Raw genomic sequence first — 18,869 nt, 5'->3', positions numbered from 1 at the left:
AGGAGCGGGGGCATGTCGCGGCCGGGGAGCAGGGACAGGGCGAGGGAGAGGTTCGCCAGCGCGAGCGCGAAGCCGGTCCAGCACAGCGGGCCCATCACGGCGGCGGCGTCGCCGAGGGACAGGATGTTGCCCTGCCAGGGCTCCGCGCGGCGGCCGGGGCGGATGGGACCGGTGCCGAGCGTGGCGGTGCCGGTGAGCGTGCGCTGCGCCAAGGGCCATGTCGCCTGCCAGCCGGTGTCGGTGGCGCGGTAGGTGTCGCAGGGGTCGGGGGCGGTGCCGGATGTTTTCGCAAGAGTGAGGGTGGTGGCGGGCAGCGCGTCCGTCCAGTCGATCCAGTCGGGGGCGGATGCCGGGCCGGTGGCATCGACGATCAGGTCGGCATCGACCCCGTCGCCAGACGCGATGCGCACACCGGCGCGGGCGGCGCGGTCGGCGAGGAAGGGGGTGATCGCATCCGGATCGAGGCGCAGGCCATAGTCGTGGAAGCCGAGCGGGCCGTCGGGCGCGGTCGGGTGGACGAAGCGCCCGGCATCGGCGAGCACCGCGGCGGGGCGATAGCGGTGAAGCGGGTGCCGGGGGGCGAGCACATGGTGATGATGGAGCCCGCCGGCGACGCCGAGCGGCATCGCCTGCCCTTCGCTGGCGATATAGTCCGCCGGGCCCCAGCCGAGGAAACGCTCGCCCAGCCGGTGCGTGGCGCCGGCGTGCCTGACCAGGTCCGCCTCGTCCAGTTCGAGCCGTTCGAGGAGCGGCGCGCTGGAGGGCAGGGTGGCAGGCAGGCGGTCGGCCAGCGCCGCGGGATCGACCGGCCGCATGATCCAGTCGACCCGCGCACCGGGCAGCGCCTGCGCGAAGCCGAGTGCGGCGATGCCGGCGACCGGGCCGCCGCCAAGGACCGTGACGCTGCGCACCCTGTTCTGTCGGTTCATCGCGGCAGGCTCGCTTCATGGGGTGGCAGGGCGTCGATCGCGGTGCCGATGCCGGCAGCGAGCGCAGCCAGCGCCTGATCAAGTTTCGCGGGATCGGCGCCGTCCGCGCGCGGGTCCCAGCCGTCCGGCACGATGTTCTGGCCGAGATAGACCGCCAGCCAGCTGGGTTCGAGAAACAGGCCGTAGCTGTAATGCGCGACCTGCGCCGTTTGCCGCCACAGCGCGATCCGATCCGCCAGCGTGTCGGGGATCGCCATGGTGCGGACATGATTCCAGAAGGGGGAATCGTCGCGCGTGGTGGCGTGGTAGTGCAGGATCAGGAAGTCGCGGATGCGGTCATATTCGGCATCGACCGCGGTGTTGAAGCCGTCGCGATCGGCATCGGTGACGCGCGCGTCCGGGAAATGTTCGATCAGCGCGGTGATCGCCATCTGCACCAGATAGATGCTGGTCGATTCGAGCGGTTCGAGAAAGCCCGAGGCAAGCCCCACCGCGACGACATTGTGCGACCAGCTATGCCGCCGCCGCCCGGCACGGAAGCGGAGCAGGCGCGGCTCGGCCAGCGGCCCGCCCTCCAGCCCCGCAAGCAGCGCGTCGCGCGCGGTATCGTCGTCGCAGTAGCGGCTGGCATAGACATAGCCGTTGCCGACGCGGGTGGTGAGCGGGATGCGCCAGCGCCATCCGGCGGGCATCGCGGTGGCACGGGTCAGCGGCTCGATCGGCCCCGGCGCATGGGTGCAGGGCACCGCCACCGCCCGGTCGCAGGGCAGCCAGTGCGACCAATCCTCCCACGCCTCGTCCAGTTCGCCGCCGATCAGCAGCGCGCGAAAGCCCGAGCAGTCGACGAACAGATCGCCCTCGATCCGGGTGCCATCCGCCAGATGGATGGCGGTGACGCGGCCGTCCCGTTCGTCGCGGTCGACCGAGACGACGCGCCCTTCGGTGCGGCGGCAGCCCCGCGCCTCGGCATGGGCGCGCAGGAAGGGGGCGAAGCGGGTCGCATCGAACTGATAGGCGTAGCCGAAACTGTCCTGCAGCGCGTCGCTGGTCGGATCGGGGCGGGCGAAGCGGGCGCGTTCTCCGGCGACGACCCCGGCCGAATAGGCACCAAGCGGCGTGGGATTGCCGCCATGGTGACGGCGTAGCCAGTAATGGTGGAAGCCGACGCCGCCGAGCGGCTGGCCATAGGTGCCGAAGGGATGGATGTAGCGGTCGCCGATACGTCCGAAATCGCGGAAGTCGATGCCAAGCTTGAAGGTGGCATGGGTCGCGGTCATGAACGCGACCTCGTCGATCCCCAGCCGCTGAATAAAGGCGCGCAAATGGGGCAGGGTGGCTTCGCCGACGCCGACGATGCCGATCTCTGGCGATTCGACCAGGTGAACGTCGGCCGCCGCAGGGATCAGCGTGGTCAGACCGGCGGCAGTCATCCAGCCGGCGGTGCCCCCGCCGACGACCACCACCCGCACGCGATTCCCCTCCTGTCCGGCCATGCTCCCCCCTTCTGTGCGCTTGCCGCGCTTCTACGGCAGTAGCGGCCTTTCTGCCACGCCGCCAAGTTTACTTATATCAAGTTGCGTTATTTCACTTGTGGCCGTTTCGGTATCAGGTTAACTAACGAGAACTGAAACATTTTTTACTGCACGACGGAAGAACCGACCCGGCAAACAGACCGGATGGCGGTGGGGAAGTCATGTCTGGAGGGGGTTGCATGAAGGACCGTGTGTCGCGCGACGCTGCGCGTAATTGGCGTAATCTGAACATCGGTGTGTCGGCTCTGGCGCTGCTGTGTGCGGCGCAACCGGCATGGGCGCAGGACGCGACACCCGCAAAGCCCGCTGGCGAGGGATCGCAGGGCACCACGTCGGGCACGCCCAGCGTCGAGGCGGGAACGGCCCCGACCGCCATCGATCAGGCCGGTGCCACCACGGGCACGTCGGGTTCGTCGGAAGAAGCCGCGGTCACCCCGCCCGATACGGGTCGCGACGAAATCGTCGTCACCGGCGTGCGCCAGAGCCTGGCGACCGCGCAGAACATCAAGCGCAATTCGGACACCGTGGTCGATGCGATCACCGCGCAGGACATCGGCGCGCTGCCGGACCGTTCGGTCAACGAGGCGTTGCAGCGCGTGCCCGGCGTGGCGATCAGCCGCTTCGCCGCACCGACCGATTCCGCGCACTTCTCGGTCGAGGGTTCGGGCGTCGTGATCCGCGGCCTGTCCTATGTCCGTGGCGAGTTCAACGGGCGCGACACATTCGCTGCCTCGGGCGGTCGCGAGATCGGCTTCAACGACGTGCCGGCCGAATTGATCGGCTCGGTCGAGGTGTTCAAGAACCTGACCGCCGACCTGATCGAAGGTGGCATTTCGGGCACCGTCAACATCAACACCCGCAAGCCCTTCGACCAGGACCAGCGCCTGATCTATCTGTCGGGCAGCATGAACTATGGCGACATGGAGCAGCGCGGTGCGCCCTCCGTCGTCGGCCTGTTCAGCCAGCAATGGGATGCGCCGGGCGGCGGTCGCTTCGGCTTCCTGGCGAGCGGCAGCTATTCGCAGCTGCGCAGCCGTTCGGACGCGGTGTTCATCTCCGCCTATCTGCCGCGCTTCAACGACGACCGGAACGGCAACGGCGTGCAGGATGCCGGCGAGGGCCGCGTCATCAACGCCGGTACGGCCTATGCCACGCAGCCGCTGTTCGACACCTATCCGGTGCCGGCGGGTCGCGAGAGCGTCTATGTGCCGATGGGCGGCGGCAACCGCACCCAGTCGTTCAACCGCGAGCGTATCGGCGTGTCGGCGGCGGCGCAGTATGAGAATTCCGACCGCAGCGTGCTGCTGACCGCGCAGTATCTGCGCACCGACAGCCGGCTGGAGTGGATCGAGCACACGATCGAGCCGAGCCTGGGACTGGCCGATTCGTTGCAGGTCAAGCCGCTGCCCGGCACCACGCCGACCTATAACGACGATGGCGTGTTCACCAGCGGGTCGCTGTACCGCCCCGGCCTGGTTCCCAGCTTCAACGGTGCGCCGCTGCCCCAGTTCGCCAATGAAGGCGGGCCGATCGTGATGGCCAACCGTTATACCAAGAGCAAGGCGGTCACGCAGGACTTCTCGCTGAACGGCAAGTTCGAGCCGGTCGAGCGCCTGCACCTGAATTTCGACGGCCAGTATGTGAAGTCGACGCTGAACAGCCGTGACGACAATGTCGGCAATCACACGTTCAGCGGGTTCAACCTGGACCTGACAGGCAACACGCCGCAGGTGACGTTCCAGCCGCAGGGCCGCGACGTGAACGCCTATTTCGGCAATCCGGCGTCGATCTACTTCCACGACGGCATGAACAACCGCAACCGCAACACCGGCACGGAATGGGCCTTCCGCGGCGATGCGCAATATGACGTCAGCGAGGACAGCTTCCTGCGCAAGGTCCGCGTCGGTGGCCGTTACGCCAAGCGTGACCAGACGGTGCGCACCAACGACTATAACAACTGGGGCGCGCTGTCCGAAACCTGGACCAGCGGCGGCCCGGTCGGGTTGAACACGCAGCCGGGTTCGATCGAGCGGTTCAACTTCGTCGATTATTACCGCAATCAGTCGACCCAGCCGCCGGGCACGCCGTTCATCTCGGACGCGGTGCTGCGCGATCACGAGGCCCTGACCCAGTTGCTGCGCGAAGTGACCGCGGCGGGCGGCGGCAGCTATGTCGCGCTGCAGGATCGTACCGGTCTGGTCGACGATTATTTCCGCGCATCGGAATATTACCGCAACCGGGAGGAGACGTGGGGCGCCTATGTCCGCGCCGATTTCGGGCTGGACGATTTCGCCGGCGGCATGTCGCTGTCGGGTAATATCGGCCTGCGCTTCGTGCGAACCAAGGATGCGTCGTTCGGCTCGCTGACCTTCCCGGAACGTGTCCGCGTGCTGCCGGCGCAATATGCCAGCATCGCCGAATATTGCGCGGACCCGTCGCTTTCCACCGTGCCGACGCTGTGCACGGTGACCCCGGCGCAGCAGGCGGCGGCGCTCGCCTTCTCCAACGGCGCCTCGACGCCCGAGGTGGCACGCCAGGCGTTCAACCACTGGCTGCCCGCCGCCAACGTGAAGTTGCAGGTGACGGACACGCTGCTGTTCCGGGCCGCGGCGTCCAAGGCGATCTCGCGCCCGAACTTCGGCGATCTGCGCAACTTCGTCGGCGTCAGCTTCGGCGACAACAATGCCTATGGCTTCAACGCACAGTCGCGGAACCCCTTCCTGCGTCCGGTCGAGGCCAAGCAGGTCGACGTGACCGCGGAATGGTATTTCGCCAAGGTCGGCTCGCTGACCGGTGCGCTGTTCTACAAGAAGCTGTCGAACATCATCCTCGACAATTACGGCTATTCGCGGTCGCTGACCAATAACGGCCAGACGTTCGACGTGACGATCAACGGTCCGGCCAACGCGCCGGGCAGTGGCGACGTGAAGGGTGTCGAGCTGAGCTATCAGCAGACCTACGACTTCCTGCCGGGCTTCCTGTCGGGACTGGGCACGCAGGCGACCTTCACCTATGTCGATCCGGGCAACATCCCCAACGGCGTGCCGCTGAACGCCAATGCGGACAATGCGCCGCCGGTGGATACCGCGTCGCTCTATGCCAACCTGCCGCTGGCCGGGCTGTCGAAGTATAACTTCAACCTCGCGGCCTTCTACGACAAGGCGAACATCTATGCGCGTGTCGCGTATAGCTGGCGCTCGAAGTTCCTGCTGACCAACCGTGACTGCTGCTTCCCGTTCCTGCCGGTCTATGCATTGGCGGCGGGGCAGATGGACGGATCGATCTTCTACACGGTCAACCGCAACTTCAAGATCGGCCTGGAGGTGCAGAACCTGCTCGATACGACGACCAAGACGTCCTACCTGCTGTCGGCGGACGGGCAGATGGCGCCGCGCTCCTTCTTCAAGAGCGACCGGCAGTTCTCGGTGACGACGCGCCTGACCTTCTAAGGTCGGCGCCGGCGAGGAAAGGGGGCGGCGGGCCGATGGGTCCGCCGCCCTTTTTCTATGGGGCGGTGGCGTCGAGGAAGGCGGCGGCCCAGACCAGGGGTGCGTTCCAGTTGATCGCGACCTCGTTCATCGTATAGCTGCGCCAATCGTCCACCCAGCAGGTCTGACCGGTGCAGCGGCCCTTCAGCGGGGCGGCCACCTCGTCGTTCATCGCGGTGGAGTTGGGCCCGCCCGAGACGACGCCGGGCGGGGGTAGCGGATAGCGCGGGTCGGCCGCCTTGGCCCAGAAGCGGTGGTGCGGCTGCATCATCGGGCGCGCGCCCATGCCGGTGACATAGGACTGGTCGAGCGGATTGCGGCCGAGCAGATAGTCGATCACGCCGACCACCGCGTCGCGGTAGCGCGGATCGCGGGTGATCTGCCATGCGGTGCCCAGCAGCATGGCGCGGTTGAGCAGGTCGGAGTTCGAGCCCCAGCCGTAAGCGGTGCCGGCAAGGGGCACGCCGTAGCCGTTGCCGTCCTGCTCCTTCACCAGCCCGTCGGCGAGGGCGGTGATGCGGGACTGCAATGCCCGGCGACGGTCGGGGGACAGCGCTTGCGGGTCGGTGGCGAGGGTCAGCAGGCCGGCGAAATCGGTCTCGCCCCAGGACAGTGCGAAGGCGGGGGCGGCGAGATAGGGGGAGCCCTCCACCACCTCGCGGAAGCGCGCCTCGCCGGTGGTGGCGAGCAGTTGCGCGGCGGCCCAGAAGCGCTCGTCCGACCAGTCCTTGTCGCCGTAGCCGCCGCTGCCGGCGAAGTCGGAGCTGGCCGGAATGGCGGGGTTGCGGGCCGCGGCGTCCCAGGCGCGGATCGCGGCCGTCTGTGCGCGGGCGGCGAAGGCGGGGTCGATGTCGCGCCAGATGCGCGCGGCCTGTGCGGCGACCGCGGCGAGGTTCAGCGTGGCGGCGGTGGAGGGGGGGTAGAGCCGGCGCGGCTGCCGGTCCTCGTGCGGGGCGAGGGGCAGGCCGGTCCAGGCGATGTCCGCGACCTTGGTATGCGCCATCCCGCCCGCATCGATCGTGCGGAAGCCGGAGGCGGGGGCGCCGGTATCGGTGACGGTGGCGACCGTCACCCGCTTGCCACCCGGGATCTGCATGGCGAGCAGGAACTCGACCTCGACACGCGCCTCGTCGAGCAGGTCGTCGATGCCGTTGCCGGCTTCGGGGATCGGCAGCGCGCCGTCCGCGAACAGCGCGGGGCGCCCCCAGGCGGCGAGGCGTTCGTGCAGGTCGAGCAGCGTCCAGGTGCTGATGCCGCCGTTCACGACATATTTGCCGTGGTCGCCCGCGTCATACCAGCCGCCGGTGACGTCGAGGCTGTAGTCGCAGCCGGGCCAGCGCGCGCCGCGTTGGTCGCGGCCGGCGAAGCAGGTGACGCGCTCCGCGGCGTGGGCGGCGGGGCGGGCGAGGTCGGGGCGCTGGACGTGGGCGGCGAGGATGGGGACGCCGCTGCGCTGTTGGTAGAAGAAGGTGGTGGCCTGTCGCGCGAGGGTGGCGAAGGGGCGGTCGGCGATTGCGAAGGGGCGGCTGGCGGCCGGGCCGACGGCGAGGCGGTAGCCGGGGCCGGGGGCAAGGCTGCGGGGCAGGGTGACGCGGTGGACGCGCGTTCCCGAGGCCGGATCGGGGCCGAAGGGCACCGACCGGCCGGTGGCGACGGTGCGGCCGGCGGCGTCGGTGAGGGTCCAGGGGAGCGGCGCCGCAGCGTCGGTGGCGACGATCGCAGTCTTCGGCCCGCGCGCCTCGAACCCCAGCTGGTCGAGGCGGACGGCGGGGAGCGGGGCGGTCGCGCCGAGGAGTGCCAGAAGGATCAATTGCGGCCTGCCTGTATGAGAATGGCGTCGGAGGGGAGGAGGTGGTCGAGGAAGGGGAGGATGGCGGCACCGATGGCGGGGGCGTCCTGGGCCATGGCGGCGGGCATGATGCGCGCGCGGGTGGGCAGGGAAACGCCGTCGAGGGCGGCGGTGAGCTGTTCGGCGAGGCGGGCGATGAGCGGGCCGGGGAGGCGTCCGCCGATCAGGATCGCGTCGGGATCGAACAGGCAGGTGATCGCGACGCAGGGTTGCACCAGCGCACGCACCGCATCGGCGATCCAGGCGGCAATCACCGCCTCCTCCTCCTCGCACCCCGTGGGCAGCGCCGCGATCGTCTCGGCAGGGCAGCCGGCCGCGGCGAGGCGCGCGCAGAGCGCCACGAGCGAGACGGTATCCTGCACGATCGCACCCGGATGCGCGCCGCCGGGATCGGGCATCAGCCCGATCTCGCCACTGCGCGCATGGGCGCCGCGGTGATAGGTGCGGTCGATCACCGGACCGCCGCCAAGCCCGGCGCTGATCAGCAGATAGAAGAAGCTGGGATGGTCAAAGGCGGGGCCATACTGCGTCTCGCCGAGCGCGGCCGCCGCCGCGTCATTGTCGCGGTGGATCGACCAGGGGAGGACGGGGCCGAGCAGGGCGACGATATCGGTCTCGTTCCACGCCTCATACCCGTCCGGTTGATGCGGCATGCGGATGCGACCGAGATCGTCGGGCATCGCGACGCCGACACCCAGCACCCGGTCGCGGTCGATGTCGCCGGCCGCGATCGCGCCGTCCAGTTCGGCCTGCACAAAGGCGACGACCTCGTCGGGCCGGGCAAAGGCGATCTCGCGGGTGATGCGGCTGCGCACCTCGCCGGTCAGATCGAGGGTGACCAGCGTCAGGTGATCGCGGTCGATGTTGAGCCCGATGCCGAACGCACCGTCAGGTGCGACCTGGAGACGCAGCGCGGGCTGGCCGCGCCCGCCCTGGCGGCGACCGGCGGTACGCACCAGCCCCATGTCGATCAGGCGCCCGGTAATGTTGGCGATGGTCGGAGCGGTCAGCCCGGTCTGCTGCGCGATCTCGACACGGGTGGTGTCGCGGTTGAGCCGGATCGCCTGGAGAACGGTGCGCAGGTTGTAGTCGCCGGCGCGTTCGAGATTGGTGCCGGACAAACCCCGCGACAGCCGCGCCGCCCGTGCCTCCGCACCGACCGATTCGGGTCGCATATCCCTGGTAATCGCCAGTCCCATCCCGCTCTCCCCATATTCTCCCCACGCTTACTAGCTTCGCGGGACGCCCCTTCGGGTCAACATCTTTTATAGACCTGCACGATACCAAAACCCTACCTTTTGGGAATAGCGTTCATGGCACGGATCGTAACGCGCAGATCGGGCGCAAATCCGCCTCCGCGGTCGTCTGTGTCTGGCCAAAGGACAGATAGGCGCGGGTCTTCACGTCATAGGCGGGCCAGCGCGGCAGGCCGGCGCCGTTGGGATCGCCGGTCTTCACGAAGTTGAGCCAGTAATGCGCGACCGGCGGCGCACCGGGCGCGGGCAGCGCGAAGACCGAGGCGAGTTCGCTGGCATGGCTGACGCTGCCGCCCGGTGGGGCATAGTCGAACTGATATTGGAAAACGGGCACGCCGCGCGCGGCATGGGCGGCGGATATCGCGATGGTCGGGCAGCGAAAGGTAAGGTCGTTGGCGAGTTGCAGCGTGACGTCGCCCAGGCGGGGATCGTCGATCGGGGTGCCGCCGGGTTGCAGCCCGTAAAAGGCGAGCGCCCGCGGCGCACCGGCCCCGAATTCGCGGCGCACCGTATCGGCGGCGGCGGGCAGGCCGCCGTGCAGCGTCAGTTCCCTGGCGTTGACGCCGATCAGGAGCGGGCCGCGGTGGAAGCGGCCGGCGGCGATGGCGGTGGCGGGTGCCTCGCGCAGGAAGCGGCCGTCGACCACGGCCTGCAACCAGATGAAGCTGGCATCGGCAAGGCCGGGGACGGCGGTGCCCTGATCCGCGGCGAGCAGGCGGGCAACGGGGACTGCGCGCAACGCGGCGGCGGAGGCACGGTCGGACAGGCCGGCACGCCGGGCGATGATGGTGCCGACGACCTCGTTCTGGCGGAGCGAGCGGGCCGGCACGCCGAAGCCCGGCGTGCCGCTTTCCGCGATGGCGCGGGCGAACAGCGCCTGCGACGCCGGGGCAAGCCGGTGCAGGCCGACATCCTGCGCACCCGCCGATTCGCCGGCGATCGTCACGCGGGCGGGATCCCCCCCGAAGGCGGCGATGTTGCGGCGAACCCAGTCGAGTGCCGCCTGTTGATCCATCAGCCCGTAATTGCCGGACGTGCCCCCCTGTTCGCGAGTAAGCGCGGGATGCGACAGGAAGCCGAGCGCGCCCAGGCGGTACTGGATCGATACCAGCACGATGCCCTGATCGGTGATGCGCGATTCAACCGTGCCGCCGCCCGATCCGGCGCGGTTCGATCCGCCGTGGATCCAGACCATGACCGGCAATCTGGCGTCGGGGGCGAGGCGGGGCGTGCGGATGTCGAGGAACAGGCAATCCTCGTCGCCGCTTTCGGCCGCGCGGCGGTTCCATTCGCCCGACATGGTCTGCGGGCAGGCGGCATGTTCGGCGACGGCCGCGCGCGGGGTGGTCCAGCGCACGGGGCGTGCGGGCGGGCGCCAGCGCCGGGCGCCGACCGGGGGGGCGGCATAGGGGATGCCGCGAAACACCGCACCGGCACCGTCCGCTTCGCCGCGGACCGGGCCGTCGTCGGTGGCGACCACCGGCCCGGCGGCGGCAAGTGCAAGTGCAAGGGCGATCATCGCACGATCGCGCGCGGAGCGGGTTTGGCGAGCGCGGCCTTGAACGCGGCGTCCGCCACCGGCGCCATCGCGGCATAGCCCGCCTTGTTGGGGTGGACGCCGTCATAGGTCATCGATGCGCGCAGCGCCTGACCGTCGTGCAGGACGGACCAGTAATCGGCATAGGTGTTGCCGGTCTTCCTGGCATAATCCTTCAGCCAGGCGTTCATCGCGGCGATCTTCGGCGCGGTGTCGAGGCCAGGACGCCAGGGGAAGCCGTCCGCCGGCGGGATCGAGGCGAAGATGACGCGGATGCCGTGCGCGCGTGCCAGCTCGGCCATCGACATGATGTTGGCTTGCGTCTGTTCGGGCGTCATCGGGCCGGTGTTGCCGGCGATGTCGTTGGTGCCGGCCATGATCTGCACCACCGCCGGTTTCAGGTCGATCACGTCCTGACGAAAGCGGAGCAGCATCTGGGTCGTCGTCTGCCCGCCGATGCCGCGACCGATGCGACCGGGGGTGAAGAAGGCGGGCACCATGTCGAACCAGCCTTGCGTGATCGAATCGCCCATCAGGACGATGCGCGGCGCATTGGGGGTGGGACGAAGCGCGGCATTGTCCGCCTGATAGCGCTTCAGATAGCCGAAATCGGTGTGGAGCCGTTCTTCCCATTCGCGTTCCCACTGGCTCTTCTGCTCTGCGGTGGGAGTGGACTGGGCGGATGCCGGGGCGACGATGGTTGCGGCGAGCAGGGCGGCGATCAGGTGGGTCTTCATGGTTTCTCCCCCAAAGGACGTTTCTTTGTCGATCACCTTCACCCTTCCGCGGCTTTGCCGCTCCCTCCCTCTCCCACCGGGAGAAGGAAGGGGCCCGTCGGCTCCGCCGATGGGAAGGGTGAGGGTGGCCGCTGCTATTGGCCCAGTTCCACGCGCGCCTTGGCGACGTTCCAGCCGCGCAGGGTGATGCCGGCGCGCTCGGCCTTGGCCGTCGGGTAGCGGACCTCGATCGTGCGGGTCTCGCCGGGCAGCAGCGAGACATAATTGTCGGTGAAGAAGGCGGGCAGGACCTGCTCGCCATTCTGGTTCATCACCGTCAGCTTCGCCTCGATCGCCGGCGTCGGCGTCTGGTTGGTCAGGGTGAGCGCGGCGATCGTCTCGTCGCCCTCGACGCGGGTGGCGACGCTGGTGTTGAGGCTGACCGGTGCCATGTCGTTCATCGCGCGGTAGCCGGCATCGTCCTTGGCCTGCCAATAGGTGTTGGTGGACAGGACCTGTCCGCCCGCATCGGTCGCCTCCAGCCGGACGATGGCGGGTCCGCGCTGGAGATGCTGGGCAAGGTCGAGCGTCAGGGCCGGGGTCGCCGTCTCGCCGCGTGCCTCCAGCTTGGCCTCCTGTTCGGCGAGCGTGCGGTTGTCGAGGCTGACGACGCGGGCGCGCACCACCACGCCCTTCAGTGCGTCGCGGCCGTTATTGACCAGCACGACGCGGTAATCGGGCAGGTTCATCTGGACGTGGACCGGCTCCGACGCCTTTTTGACGCCGTAGAAGGCGGCATGGGTGTCGTAGTCCGAGGAGAAGATCTGCCACGCCGAGGACGGCCAGGCGGGCTGCGTCATCCACAGCATGCGGCCCGAATTCTCCGTCCACAGGCCGGCGTTCATCCCCTCGAAGATGGCGCGGTAGGACTCGTACTGGAGCATCTGCGCCTTGCGCTCGAAATCCTCCAGGCTGGTGCCGGGGCCGAAGCGGCGGTCCAGCACGTCGGTGAAGGTCTTGACCGCGCCGTTCCCGGTCTGGTGCCAGTCATGATAGGCCCAGGTGTCGCTGATCGGCCAGCGATCCGGTTCCGGAATGGCGCGCCGCCACGCCTCCAGCGTGGGCAGCGAGGGGGTGCCGACCTCCACCGAGAAGCCCTTGGCATGCTCGGTGAAATATTCGACCGGCGGGCGCCAGTTATAGGGGCCCGAGTTCTGGAGGTTCACCCGGTTGGACGAGCCCATGTAGAGGCGGGTGCCGTCGGCCGAATTGACGAGCTTTTCCAGCGCCTCGTTCAGAAGCGGCTGGGGCACGCCCTCGTTGCGGCCGAACCAGACGACGATCGAGGGATGGTTGCGATAGCGGCGCACCACATCGGCCGCGTTCGCCAGGAACAGTTGCGGGTCCTGCGTCTCGATATTGTAGTCCTGGGTCGATTCCCAGAAGTCGGACAGCACCATCAGGCCATATTCGTCGGCCAGGTCGAAGAAGCTGTCCTCGGTATTCTGGCCGACCCAGTTGCGCACGATGTTGAGATGCGCGTCGCGGTGCAGGCGGAACATCGGTTCCAGATGCGCACGGTCGATGCGCTTCATGAAGTCGTCCATGCCGATATTGCCGCCGCGCGCGGCGATGCGCACGCCGTTGACGCGGATGACGAGATGCGGGGCGAGGCGGGGATCGTCCTGCACGGGGGTGACCGCGGGCGACTTTTCCGCGCCGGGGACGAGGCTGGCCGCCCAGCCGTTCGTCGTCTTCCGGATGCCGGTATGGCTGCCGTCGACGACCTGCTGGCCGAGCGCGCGGGCGCGGGTGAGATCCAGCCCCACGCGCTCCAGATCGCCGTCCGCGTCCATCAGCGAGATGTCGTACGTCACCTGGCGCATGCCGAAGCGCGTCTTTTGCGTGTCGCTGGCCGTGCCGTTCACGATCGCGGTCAGCGTCAGGTCGTGCAGCGCAGGGTCGCCGTACCCGTTGGGCCACCACAGGCGCGGGTTTTTGACCGCAAGCTGCGCGAATTCGCGCGGGGTCATCGACACGTTGACGGTCTGGCCGGCGCCGACCTGTACCTGCTTTTCGACCACGACATCGTCGAACACCGCGCGCACGGTGGCGGCGACCGCCTGGTCCGAGGTGTTGGTGACGGGGGTGACGATCTCCACCTCCGCCACCGAATTGTCGGGCTTGGGCAGGCTGGTGACGATCTGCGGATCGCCGATCGTGGCGGGGCCGGTGGCGGCGAGCGAGACGCCCTGCCACAGCCCGGTGTTGCGATCGCGGATCGAGGGGATCCAGTCCCAGCCCTCGGTCGCGACAAAGGTGGGGCCGTCCAGCATCATCATGCCGCCATTCTCGCCGACGCCGGCGGTGAGCGACTCCTCGTGCGCGATGCCCGGGTGCGGCGGGGGCGAGACGCGCACCGCGACCGCGTTGCGCCCGGCCTGCAGCGTGACGGGGAAGCGGCCGCGGATGAAGGCGCCCTTCATGGTGCCGATACGCTGGCCGTTCACCCAGACCTCCGCGGCGTAGTTGACGCCCTTGAAGGTCAGCCACTGCTTCAGGCCGGCGGCCTCGGCCGGCACCTCGAACTCGGTGCGGTACCAGTAATCCTGGCGCGCGAGGCTTTCCGGGATGGCAAGGTTGTTGAGGCCGTAGGCGGGGTCGGGATAGACGCCGCGATCGACCAGCGTGGTCAGCACCGTGCCGGGCACGGTGGCGGCATACCATTTGCCGGTGTCGTAGCCGGGGCGCGACAGGTCGGAGGCTTGCGCGGCGACCCTTGGCGCCTCGATCAGGCGCCAGCCGGCGACGTCCCACTGGTTGGGGCCGGTGGCGACGAGGGCGGGGCCCTTGGGCTCGGGCTTGGCCTTGCCCTCGGTGGGGATCGGCGCCCTGGACTGGGGGAGCGTCCAGGCGTCCTGCGGCGCGGTCTGGCCGTACATCTGGCGGACCTGAACGGGCCAGTCGGGGCTGCCGGTCTGGAAGGCGATGCGCGACGGGTCGGGCGCGCGGCGGGCGAGAAGGCGGATGGCGACGCCGTCCAGCGTGCGCGGGTCGAGGCGGAAGTCGCCGACGCGGCCGACGAAATAGGGCGCGGTACCCGCCACCGCCGGGCGCGGGGCGAAGGTCGCGGTGGCGGGCACGGCGGCGGCGGCCATGCGGCGCTGCGTCACCTGGCGGCCGTTGACGTAGAGGCGGGCGACCGCGCCGTCATAGCTGGCGGCGATGTGCATCCACTTGTCGCGATCGGGGCTGGCCCCGCCGGTCAGCGTGCCGCCCTCCGTGATCAGCGCGGGGTCGCCGTCGACCAAGGCGAGATAGCGATGCGCGCCCGAAGCGGGGTCGCCGAAACCGGCGATCAGCACCGTGCCCTTGTTCGGCACCTGGCGCGGCTGGATCCAGCCGGCCATCGTCCAGTTGGTGGCGGCAATCGGCGTCGGCGCGATCGTGCGGGTATAGGCCGCCCCGCCGGCGGGCAGATCGACATGGATCGGACCCAGCGACTGGGCAGTGGCAAGCGCGCTCCACGCCAGTGCCCCACCCGAGACCAGCCCCGCAATCCAGCGCCTGCGCATCATCCATTCCACTCCCTGATCGACCCGGCGGCTTATGCCCCAATTCGTGCGCAGATGAAGCACGCACGCAGCCAAAAGCCAAATTGAATTATGAATTGTTGACAGCGACCATGCCTGCCCGTCATCTGCCCGCCGCTGCCGCAACCCGAGACGGCACCAGGGAGAGTTCAGAATGCGCGCGAAGTTCAAGGCTTTGGTGGGCGTGGCCGGGATGACGGCCTGCGCGATCGGTGCGCCCATCGCGGCGCAGCAGGCAGCGGCACCCAATGGCTCGGCGGTGGCCAATCCGGCCAACTGGCCGCAATTGCCGATGAAATTGAAGCGCGATCCCAAGGTGGAAGCGCGCGTCGAGGCGATGCTGGCCAAGATGTCGGTCGAGGACAAGGTCGGCCAGCTGATCCAGGTCGACATCGCCAGCATCAAGCCGGCCGATCTGGAAACCTACAAGTTCGGTTCGATCCTGAACGGCGGCAACTCCGCGCCGAACAACGACGAACTGGCGCCCGCCCCGGAATGGCTGAAGCTGTTCGACGCCTTTTACGATGCGTCGATGAAGCGCAGCGACGGTCGCCCGAAGGTGCCGGTGATCTGGGGCACGGACGCGGTGCACGGCGCGAACAACATCGTCGGTGCGACGCTGTTCCCGCACAATATTGGCCTGGGCGCGATGCGGAACCCCGATCTGGTCCGCAAGATCGGCGCGGCGACCGCCGCCGAGACCGCGGCGACCGGCATCGACTGGAGCTTCGCGCCGACGGTCGCGGTGGTGCAGGACGACCGCTGGGGCCGCACCTATGAGAGCTATTCGGAAGAGCCCGAGGTCGTCGCCGCCTATGCCGGCGCGATGGTGGAGGGCATCCAGGGCACGATCGGCCGCGACTTCATGAAGCCGGGCCATGTCATCTCCTCGGTGAAGCACTTCCTGGGCGATGGCGGCACCGGCGGGCGCGACCAGGGCGACACCCGCGTGTCGGAGGCGGTGCTGCGCGACGTGCACGGCGCGGGCTACATGACCTCGCTGCCCGCCGGCGCGCTGACCGTGATGCCCAGCTTCTCGAGCTGGAACGGCGAAAAGATGACCGGCAATAAGAGCATGCTGACCGGCGTGCTGAAGGACCGCTGGGGCTTCCAGGGCTTCACGGTCGGCGACTGGAACGCGCATGGCCAGGTGCCGGGCTGCACCAACGAGGACTGCGCGGCGGCGATCAACGCGGGCCTCGACATGTTCATGTATTCGGGCCCGGGCTGGAAGCAGCTTTACGCCAACACGCTGCGCGAGGCGAAGGACGGCACCATCCCGCGCGCACGTCTGGACGACGCTGTGCGCCGTATCCTGCGCGTCAAGGTGATCGCCGGCACGTTCGACGCGGGCCGCCCGTCGGCACGGCCGCTGTCCGGCAAGTTCAACCTGCTCGGCGCAGCCGAACACCGCGCGATCGCCAGGCAGGCGGTGCGCGAATCGCTGGTGCTGCTCAAGAACAATGGCGGCGTCCTGCCGCTGAAGCCGAGCGCCAACATCCTGGTCGCCGGCGCCGCGGCCGATGACATCGGCCAGGCGTCCGGCGGCTGGTCGATCACCTGGCAGGGCACCGATGTGTCCAACAAGGACTTCCCCAACGGCCAGTCGATCTGGTCGGGGATCGACCAGGCGGTGCGCGCGGGCGGCGGCAAGGCGACCCTGTCGCGCGACGGCAGCTTCACCGCCAAGCCCGATGCGGCGATCGTGGTGTTCGGCGAGAAGCCCTATGCCGAGTTCGCCGGCGACCGTGCGACGCTGGAGTACAGCCCCGAGGACAAGTCGGACCTGGCGCTGCTCAAGAAGCTGAAGGCGGCGGGCGTGCCCGTGGTCGCGGTGTTCCTGTCGGGCCGGCCGATGTGGGTGAACCCGGAGTTGAACGCGGCCGACGCGTTCGTCGCGGCGTTCCTGCCGGGCACCGAGGGCGGCGGCGTCGCCGACGTGCTGGTGGCAGGCAAGGACGGCCGGCCGGCGCACGACTTCAAGGGCAAGCTGTCCTTCTCCTGGCCCAAGCGCGTCGACCAGTATGTGCTGAACCGGCGCGACGCCAATTACGACCCGCTGTTCCCGTTCGGCTATGGCCTGACCTATGCGGCGGGCGCCACCGTGCCGGTGCTAGACGAGACCAAGCCCGACGTGGCGGCGGGCGATGCCAGCCAGTTCTTCGGGCGCGGTCGCGCGGCGCCGGGCGTGATGCTGGAGGCCGGCGGTGCGCTGACCAGCGCGCGGGTCGACCGCCGGGCGCAGGAGGATTCGCTGCGCTTCGTGTTCAAGGGCGGCGGCGATGGCCGGGTGGCGCTGGCCGCGGGCACGCCGCGCGACCTGAGCCGTGAGGCCAATGGGCAGTTGAGCCTGGTGGTCGAATACCGCGTCACCGCCAAGCCGCAGGGCCCGGTGATGCTAGCGATGGAGAATAACGGCAAGTCGGCCGCCGTGCTGATCACCGCCGCGCTGAACGGTGCGGGCAGCGACTGGACGACGCTGGCGGTGCCGTTGTCCTGCTTTGCGTCGAAGGGCGTCGACATGACCAAGGTGGCGCGCCCGCTCGTGCTGACCAGCGCCTCGGCGCTGGGCATCGACATCTCCGACGTGCGGCTGGCGATGGCGCAGGGGCCGATGGCCTGCCCGTCGAAATGAGGTGATGGGGCCCCCTTCCCGGTGGGGGGGGGCCTCATCCACGCGAGCGGAGATTTCGCGAGGGGCGAAGACATCGCCCGATGGGTTCGTGGTGCATAGAGATCGGGTAGGCGTCTGCTGGGTCCAGTTCGCCTGGCTCGCTGTGCCAGCCAGATGTGGCTCAGCGCGGTAGCTCCCGGCTTCAGTTTACGGAGTCTGCCCGATCGAGGGTGACCCATTGCCGCCTGCAGTGTTCCCGATTCTCCACGTCCGCCCGCTCATTTCGGGAAAAGGCATTCGGGAACACGTTTCGGGAAAGAGGCGCCTTTCATGTTCGCGATCGTCCAGCAGTCACGGCTTTCCCGTTGGAGGTTCCCAATCGGGAAGGTGATGGTGGGCGCGATCAGCCACGCCCGCCACAGCGTCTAACCAGGTGAAGCCGCAGAGCCGGCGAGTAAGCCGCCGTCGATGTTGACCTCCGTCCCGGTGACATAGGTCGCTTCGTCCGAGGCAAGCGTCACGGCGATGGCCGCCACTTCATCCGGCATCCCAAACCGCTTGAGGGGTGTGTCCGCGACAACTGCCCGCATCTTGGCGTCCCGATCAGAACCAGTGCCTAGCATCGGCTCCCAAATGGGCGTGAGGATCGCGGCCGGGTGGATCGAGTTGCAGCGAATCTTCCAACCCTGCTGCGCGCAATAAAGCGCGACCGTCTTGCTATGGTTGCGGATCGCCGCCTTGGACGAGGCATAGGCCGCCGCGCCGGGTATGCCGACGAGCCCCGAGCGGGACGATATGTTGATGATCGAGCCTGTTCCCGCGCTCTTCATCGCGCCGATTGCATAGCGACAGCCGAGGAACGTCCCGTCGAGGTTGACGCGGTGGACCTCGCGCCAATCGGCAAGGCTGGCATGTTCCGGATCGTGCGGAGCCATGCCCGCTTCAAACCCGGTCACACCGGCATTGTTGACCACCACGTCGGCCGCCGGAACGACGCCGGCCAGCCGCGACCAGTCGCCTTCCTCGCGCACGTCGAGCGGTTCGAACCGACATCCAATTTCGACCGCAGTAGCCGCCCCTGTCGCTTCGTCTATGTCCGTGACGATGACGACAGCGCCTTCGTCATGAAAGCGGGCAGCAATGGCGCGGCCGATGCCACGCGCCGCGCCGGTGACGACGCACGTCTTATTATTCAATCTTTGCATGATGTTCTCGAAATCAGAGTCCAGTCGGCGGATCACTCCGCTGGCGTGTGCCTTTCCGCTTTAGCGGTGACGCTGGATCATTTCGAAAACTCCCGAGAACGCGACTATACTACGGCAATGAGCCCTTAGCTGCAATTCCCGATATTCGAT

General features: G+C 68.6%; 10 protein-coding genes. 2 read left to right on the top strand and 8 right to left on the bottom strand.

Annotation, left to right across the window (positions count from 1 at the left end):
* Both OXR08_RS17500 and OXR08_RS17495 read right to left on the bottom strand, forming a co-directional pair.
* Window positions 1-929 (bottom strand): tryptophan 7-halogenase (locus tag OXR08_RS17500; RefSeq protein WP_267351807.1); only part of this gene is annotated, 929 nt, incomplete at its 3' end.
* Window positions 926-2,422, bottom strand: coding sequence for a tryptophan halogenase family protein (locus OXR08_RS17495; RefSeq protein WP_267351804.1), 1,497 nt, complete (start codon window positions 2,420-2,422; stop codon window positions 926-928). The genes OXR08_RS17500 and OXR08_RS17495, both read right to left, overlap by 4 nt.
* A gap of 218 nt (window positions 2,423-2,640) precedes the next feature.
* Here OXR08_RS17495 and OXR08_RS17490 point away from each other — a divergent pair, with 218 nt between their 5' ends.
* Window positions 2,641-5,910, top strand: coding sequence for a TonB-dependent receptor (locus OXR08_RS17490; RefSeq protein WP_267351802.1), 3,270 nt, complete (start codon window positions 2,641-2,643; stop codon window positions 5,908-5,910).
* Between the two features lie 55 nt (window positions 5,911-5,965).
* Here OXR08_RS17490 and OXR08_RS17485 read toward each other — a convergent pair whose 3' ends face one another.
* The 5 genes from OXR08_RS17485 to OXR08_RS17465 all read right to left on the bottom strand — a co-directional run bounded on the left by OXR08_RS17485 (window position 5,966) and on the right by OXR08_RS17465 (window position 14,885).
* Window positions 5,966-7,759: a glycoside hydrolase family 9 protein gene (locus tag OXR08_RS17485; RefSeq protein WP_267351800.1), complete on the bottom strand. Its 1,794-nt coding sequence runs from the start codon at window positions 7,757-7,759 to the stop codon at window positions 5,966-5,968.
* Window positions 7,756-8,973, bottom strand: a complete 1,218-nt coding sequence (locus tag OXR08_RS17480) for an ROK family transcriptional regulator (protein ID WP_149681485.1) — start codon at window positions 8,971-8,973, stop codon at window positions 7,756-7,758. Before OXR08_RS17480 ends, OXR08_RS17485 begins: the two co-directional genes overlap by 4 nt.
* 136 nt (window positions 8,974-9,109) lie before the next feature.
* A complete protein-coding gene (locus tag OXR08_RS17475) occupies window positions 9,110-10,573 on the bottom strand; it encodes a carboxylesterase family protein (protein WP_267351798.1) in 1,464 nt (487 codons plus the stop codon).
* Window positions 10,570-11,328, bottom strand: coding sequence for a GDSL-type esterase/lipase family protein (locus OXR08_RS17470; RefSeq protein WP_205411552.1), 759 nt, complete (start codon window positions 11,326-11,328; stop codon window positions 10,570-10,572). Before OXR08_RS17470 ends, OXR08_RS17475 begins: the two co-directional genes overlap by 4 nt.
* A 134-nt stretch (window positions 11,329-11,462) precedes the next feature.
* Window positions 11,463-14,885: a LamG-like jellyroll fold domain-containing protein gene (locus OXR08_RS17465; RefSeq protein ID WP_267351794.1), complete on the bottom strand. Its 3,423-nt coding sequence runs from the start codon at window positions 14,883-14,885 to the stop codon at window positions 11,463-11,465.
* A gap of 208 nt (window positions 14,886-15,093) precedes the next feature.
* On the opposite strand from OXR08_RS17465, the gene OXR08_RS17460 reads away from it, so the two are divergent.
* The gene (locus tag OXR08_RS17460; protein ID WP_267351811.1) at window positions 15,094-17,535 is read left to right on the top strand and encodes a glycoside hydrolase family 3 protein; all 2,442 of its coding nucleotides are present in this window, start codon (window positions 15,094-15,096) and stop codon (window positions 17,533-17,535) included.
* 404 nt (window positions 17,536-17,939) lie between these two features.
* On the opposite strand, the gene OXR08_RS17455 is transcribed toward OXR08_RS17460, so the two are convergent.
* On the bottom strand, window positions 17,940-18,719 hold the full coding sequence (locus tag OXR08_RS17455) for an SDR family oxidoreductase (protein ID WP_267351809.1): 780 nt from the start codon (window positions 18,717-18,719) through the stop codon (window positions 17,940-17,942).
* Between the last annotated feature and the right edge of the window lie 150 nt (window positions 18,720-18,869).

Source organism: Sphingomonas sp. GM_Shp_2, from assembly GCF_026540875.1.
Classification (GTDB): Bacteria; Pseudomonadota; Alphaproteobacteria; order Sphingomonadales; family Sphingomonadaceae; genus Sphingomonas; species Sphingomonas carotinifaciens.
This window is presented reverse-complemented; position numbering and strand designations above follow the sequence as displayed.

Excerpts from the sequence above, each read along its gene's own strand:
- OXR08_RS17490 (WP_267351802.1), top strand. The coding sequence starts at position 2,641 with ATGAAGGACCGTGTGTCGCGCGACGCTGCGCGTAATTGGCGTAATCTG.
- OXR08_RS17495 (WP_267351804.1), bottom strand. The coding sequence starts at position 2,422 with ATGGCCGGACAGGAGGGGAATCGCGTGCGGGTGGTGGTCGTCGGCGGG.
- OXR08_RS17475 (WP_267351798.1), bottom strand. The coding sequence starts at position 10,573 with ATGATCGCCCTTGCACTTGCACTTGCCGCCGCCGGGCCGGTGGTCGCC.
- OXR08_RS17480 (WP_149681485.1), bottom strand. The coding sequence starts at position 8,973 with ATGCGACCCGAATCGGTCGGTGCGGAGGCACGGGCGGCGCGGCTGTCG.
- OXR08_RS17470 (WP_205411552.1), bottom strand. The coding sequence starts at position 11,328 with ATGAAGACCCACCTGATCGCCGCCCTGCTCGCCGCAACCATCGTCGCC.
- OXR08_RS17455 (WP_267351809.1), bottom strand. The coding sequence starts at position 18,719 with ATGCAAAGATTGAATAATAAGACGTGCGTCGTCACCGGCGCGGCGCGT.
- OXR08_RS17460 (WP_267351811.1), top strand. The coding sequence starts at position 15,094 with ATGACGGCCTGCGCGATCGGTGCGCCCATCGCGGCGCAGCAGGCAGCG.
- OXR08_RS17465 (WP_267351794.1), bottom strand. The coding sequence starts at position 14,885 with ATGATGCGCAGGCGCTGGATTGCGGGGCTGGTCTCGGGTGGGGCACTG.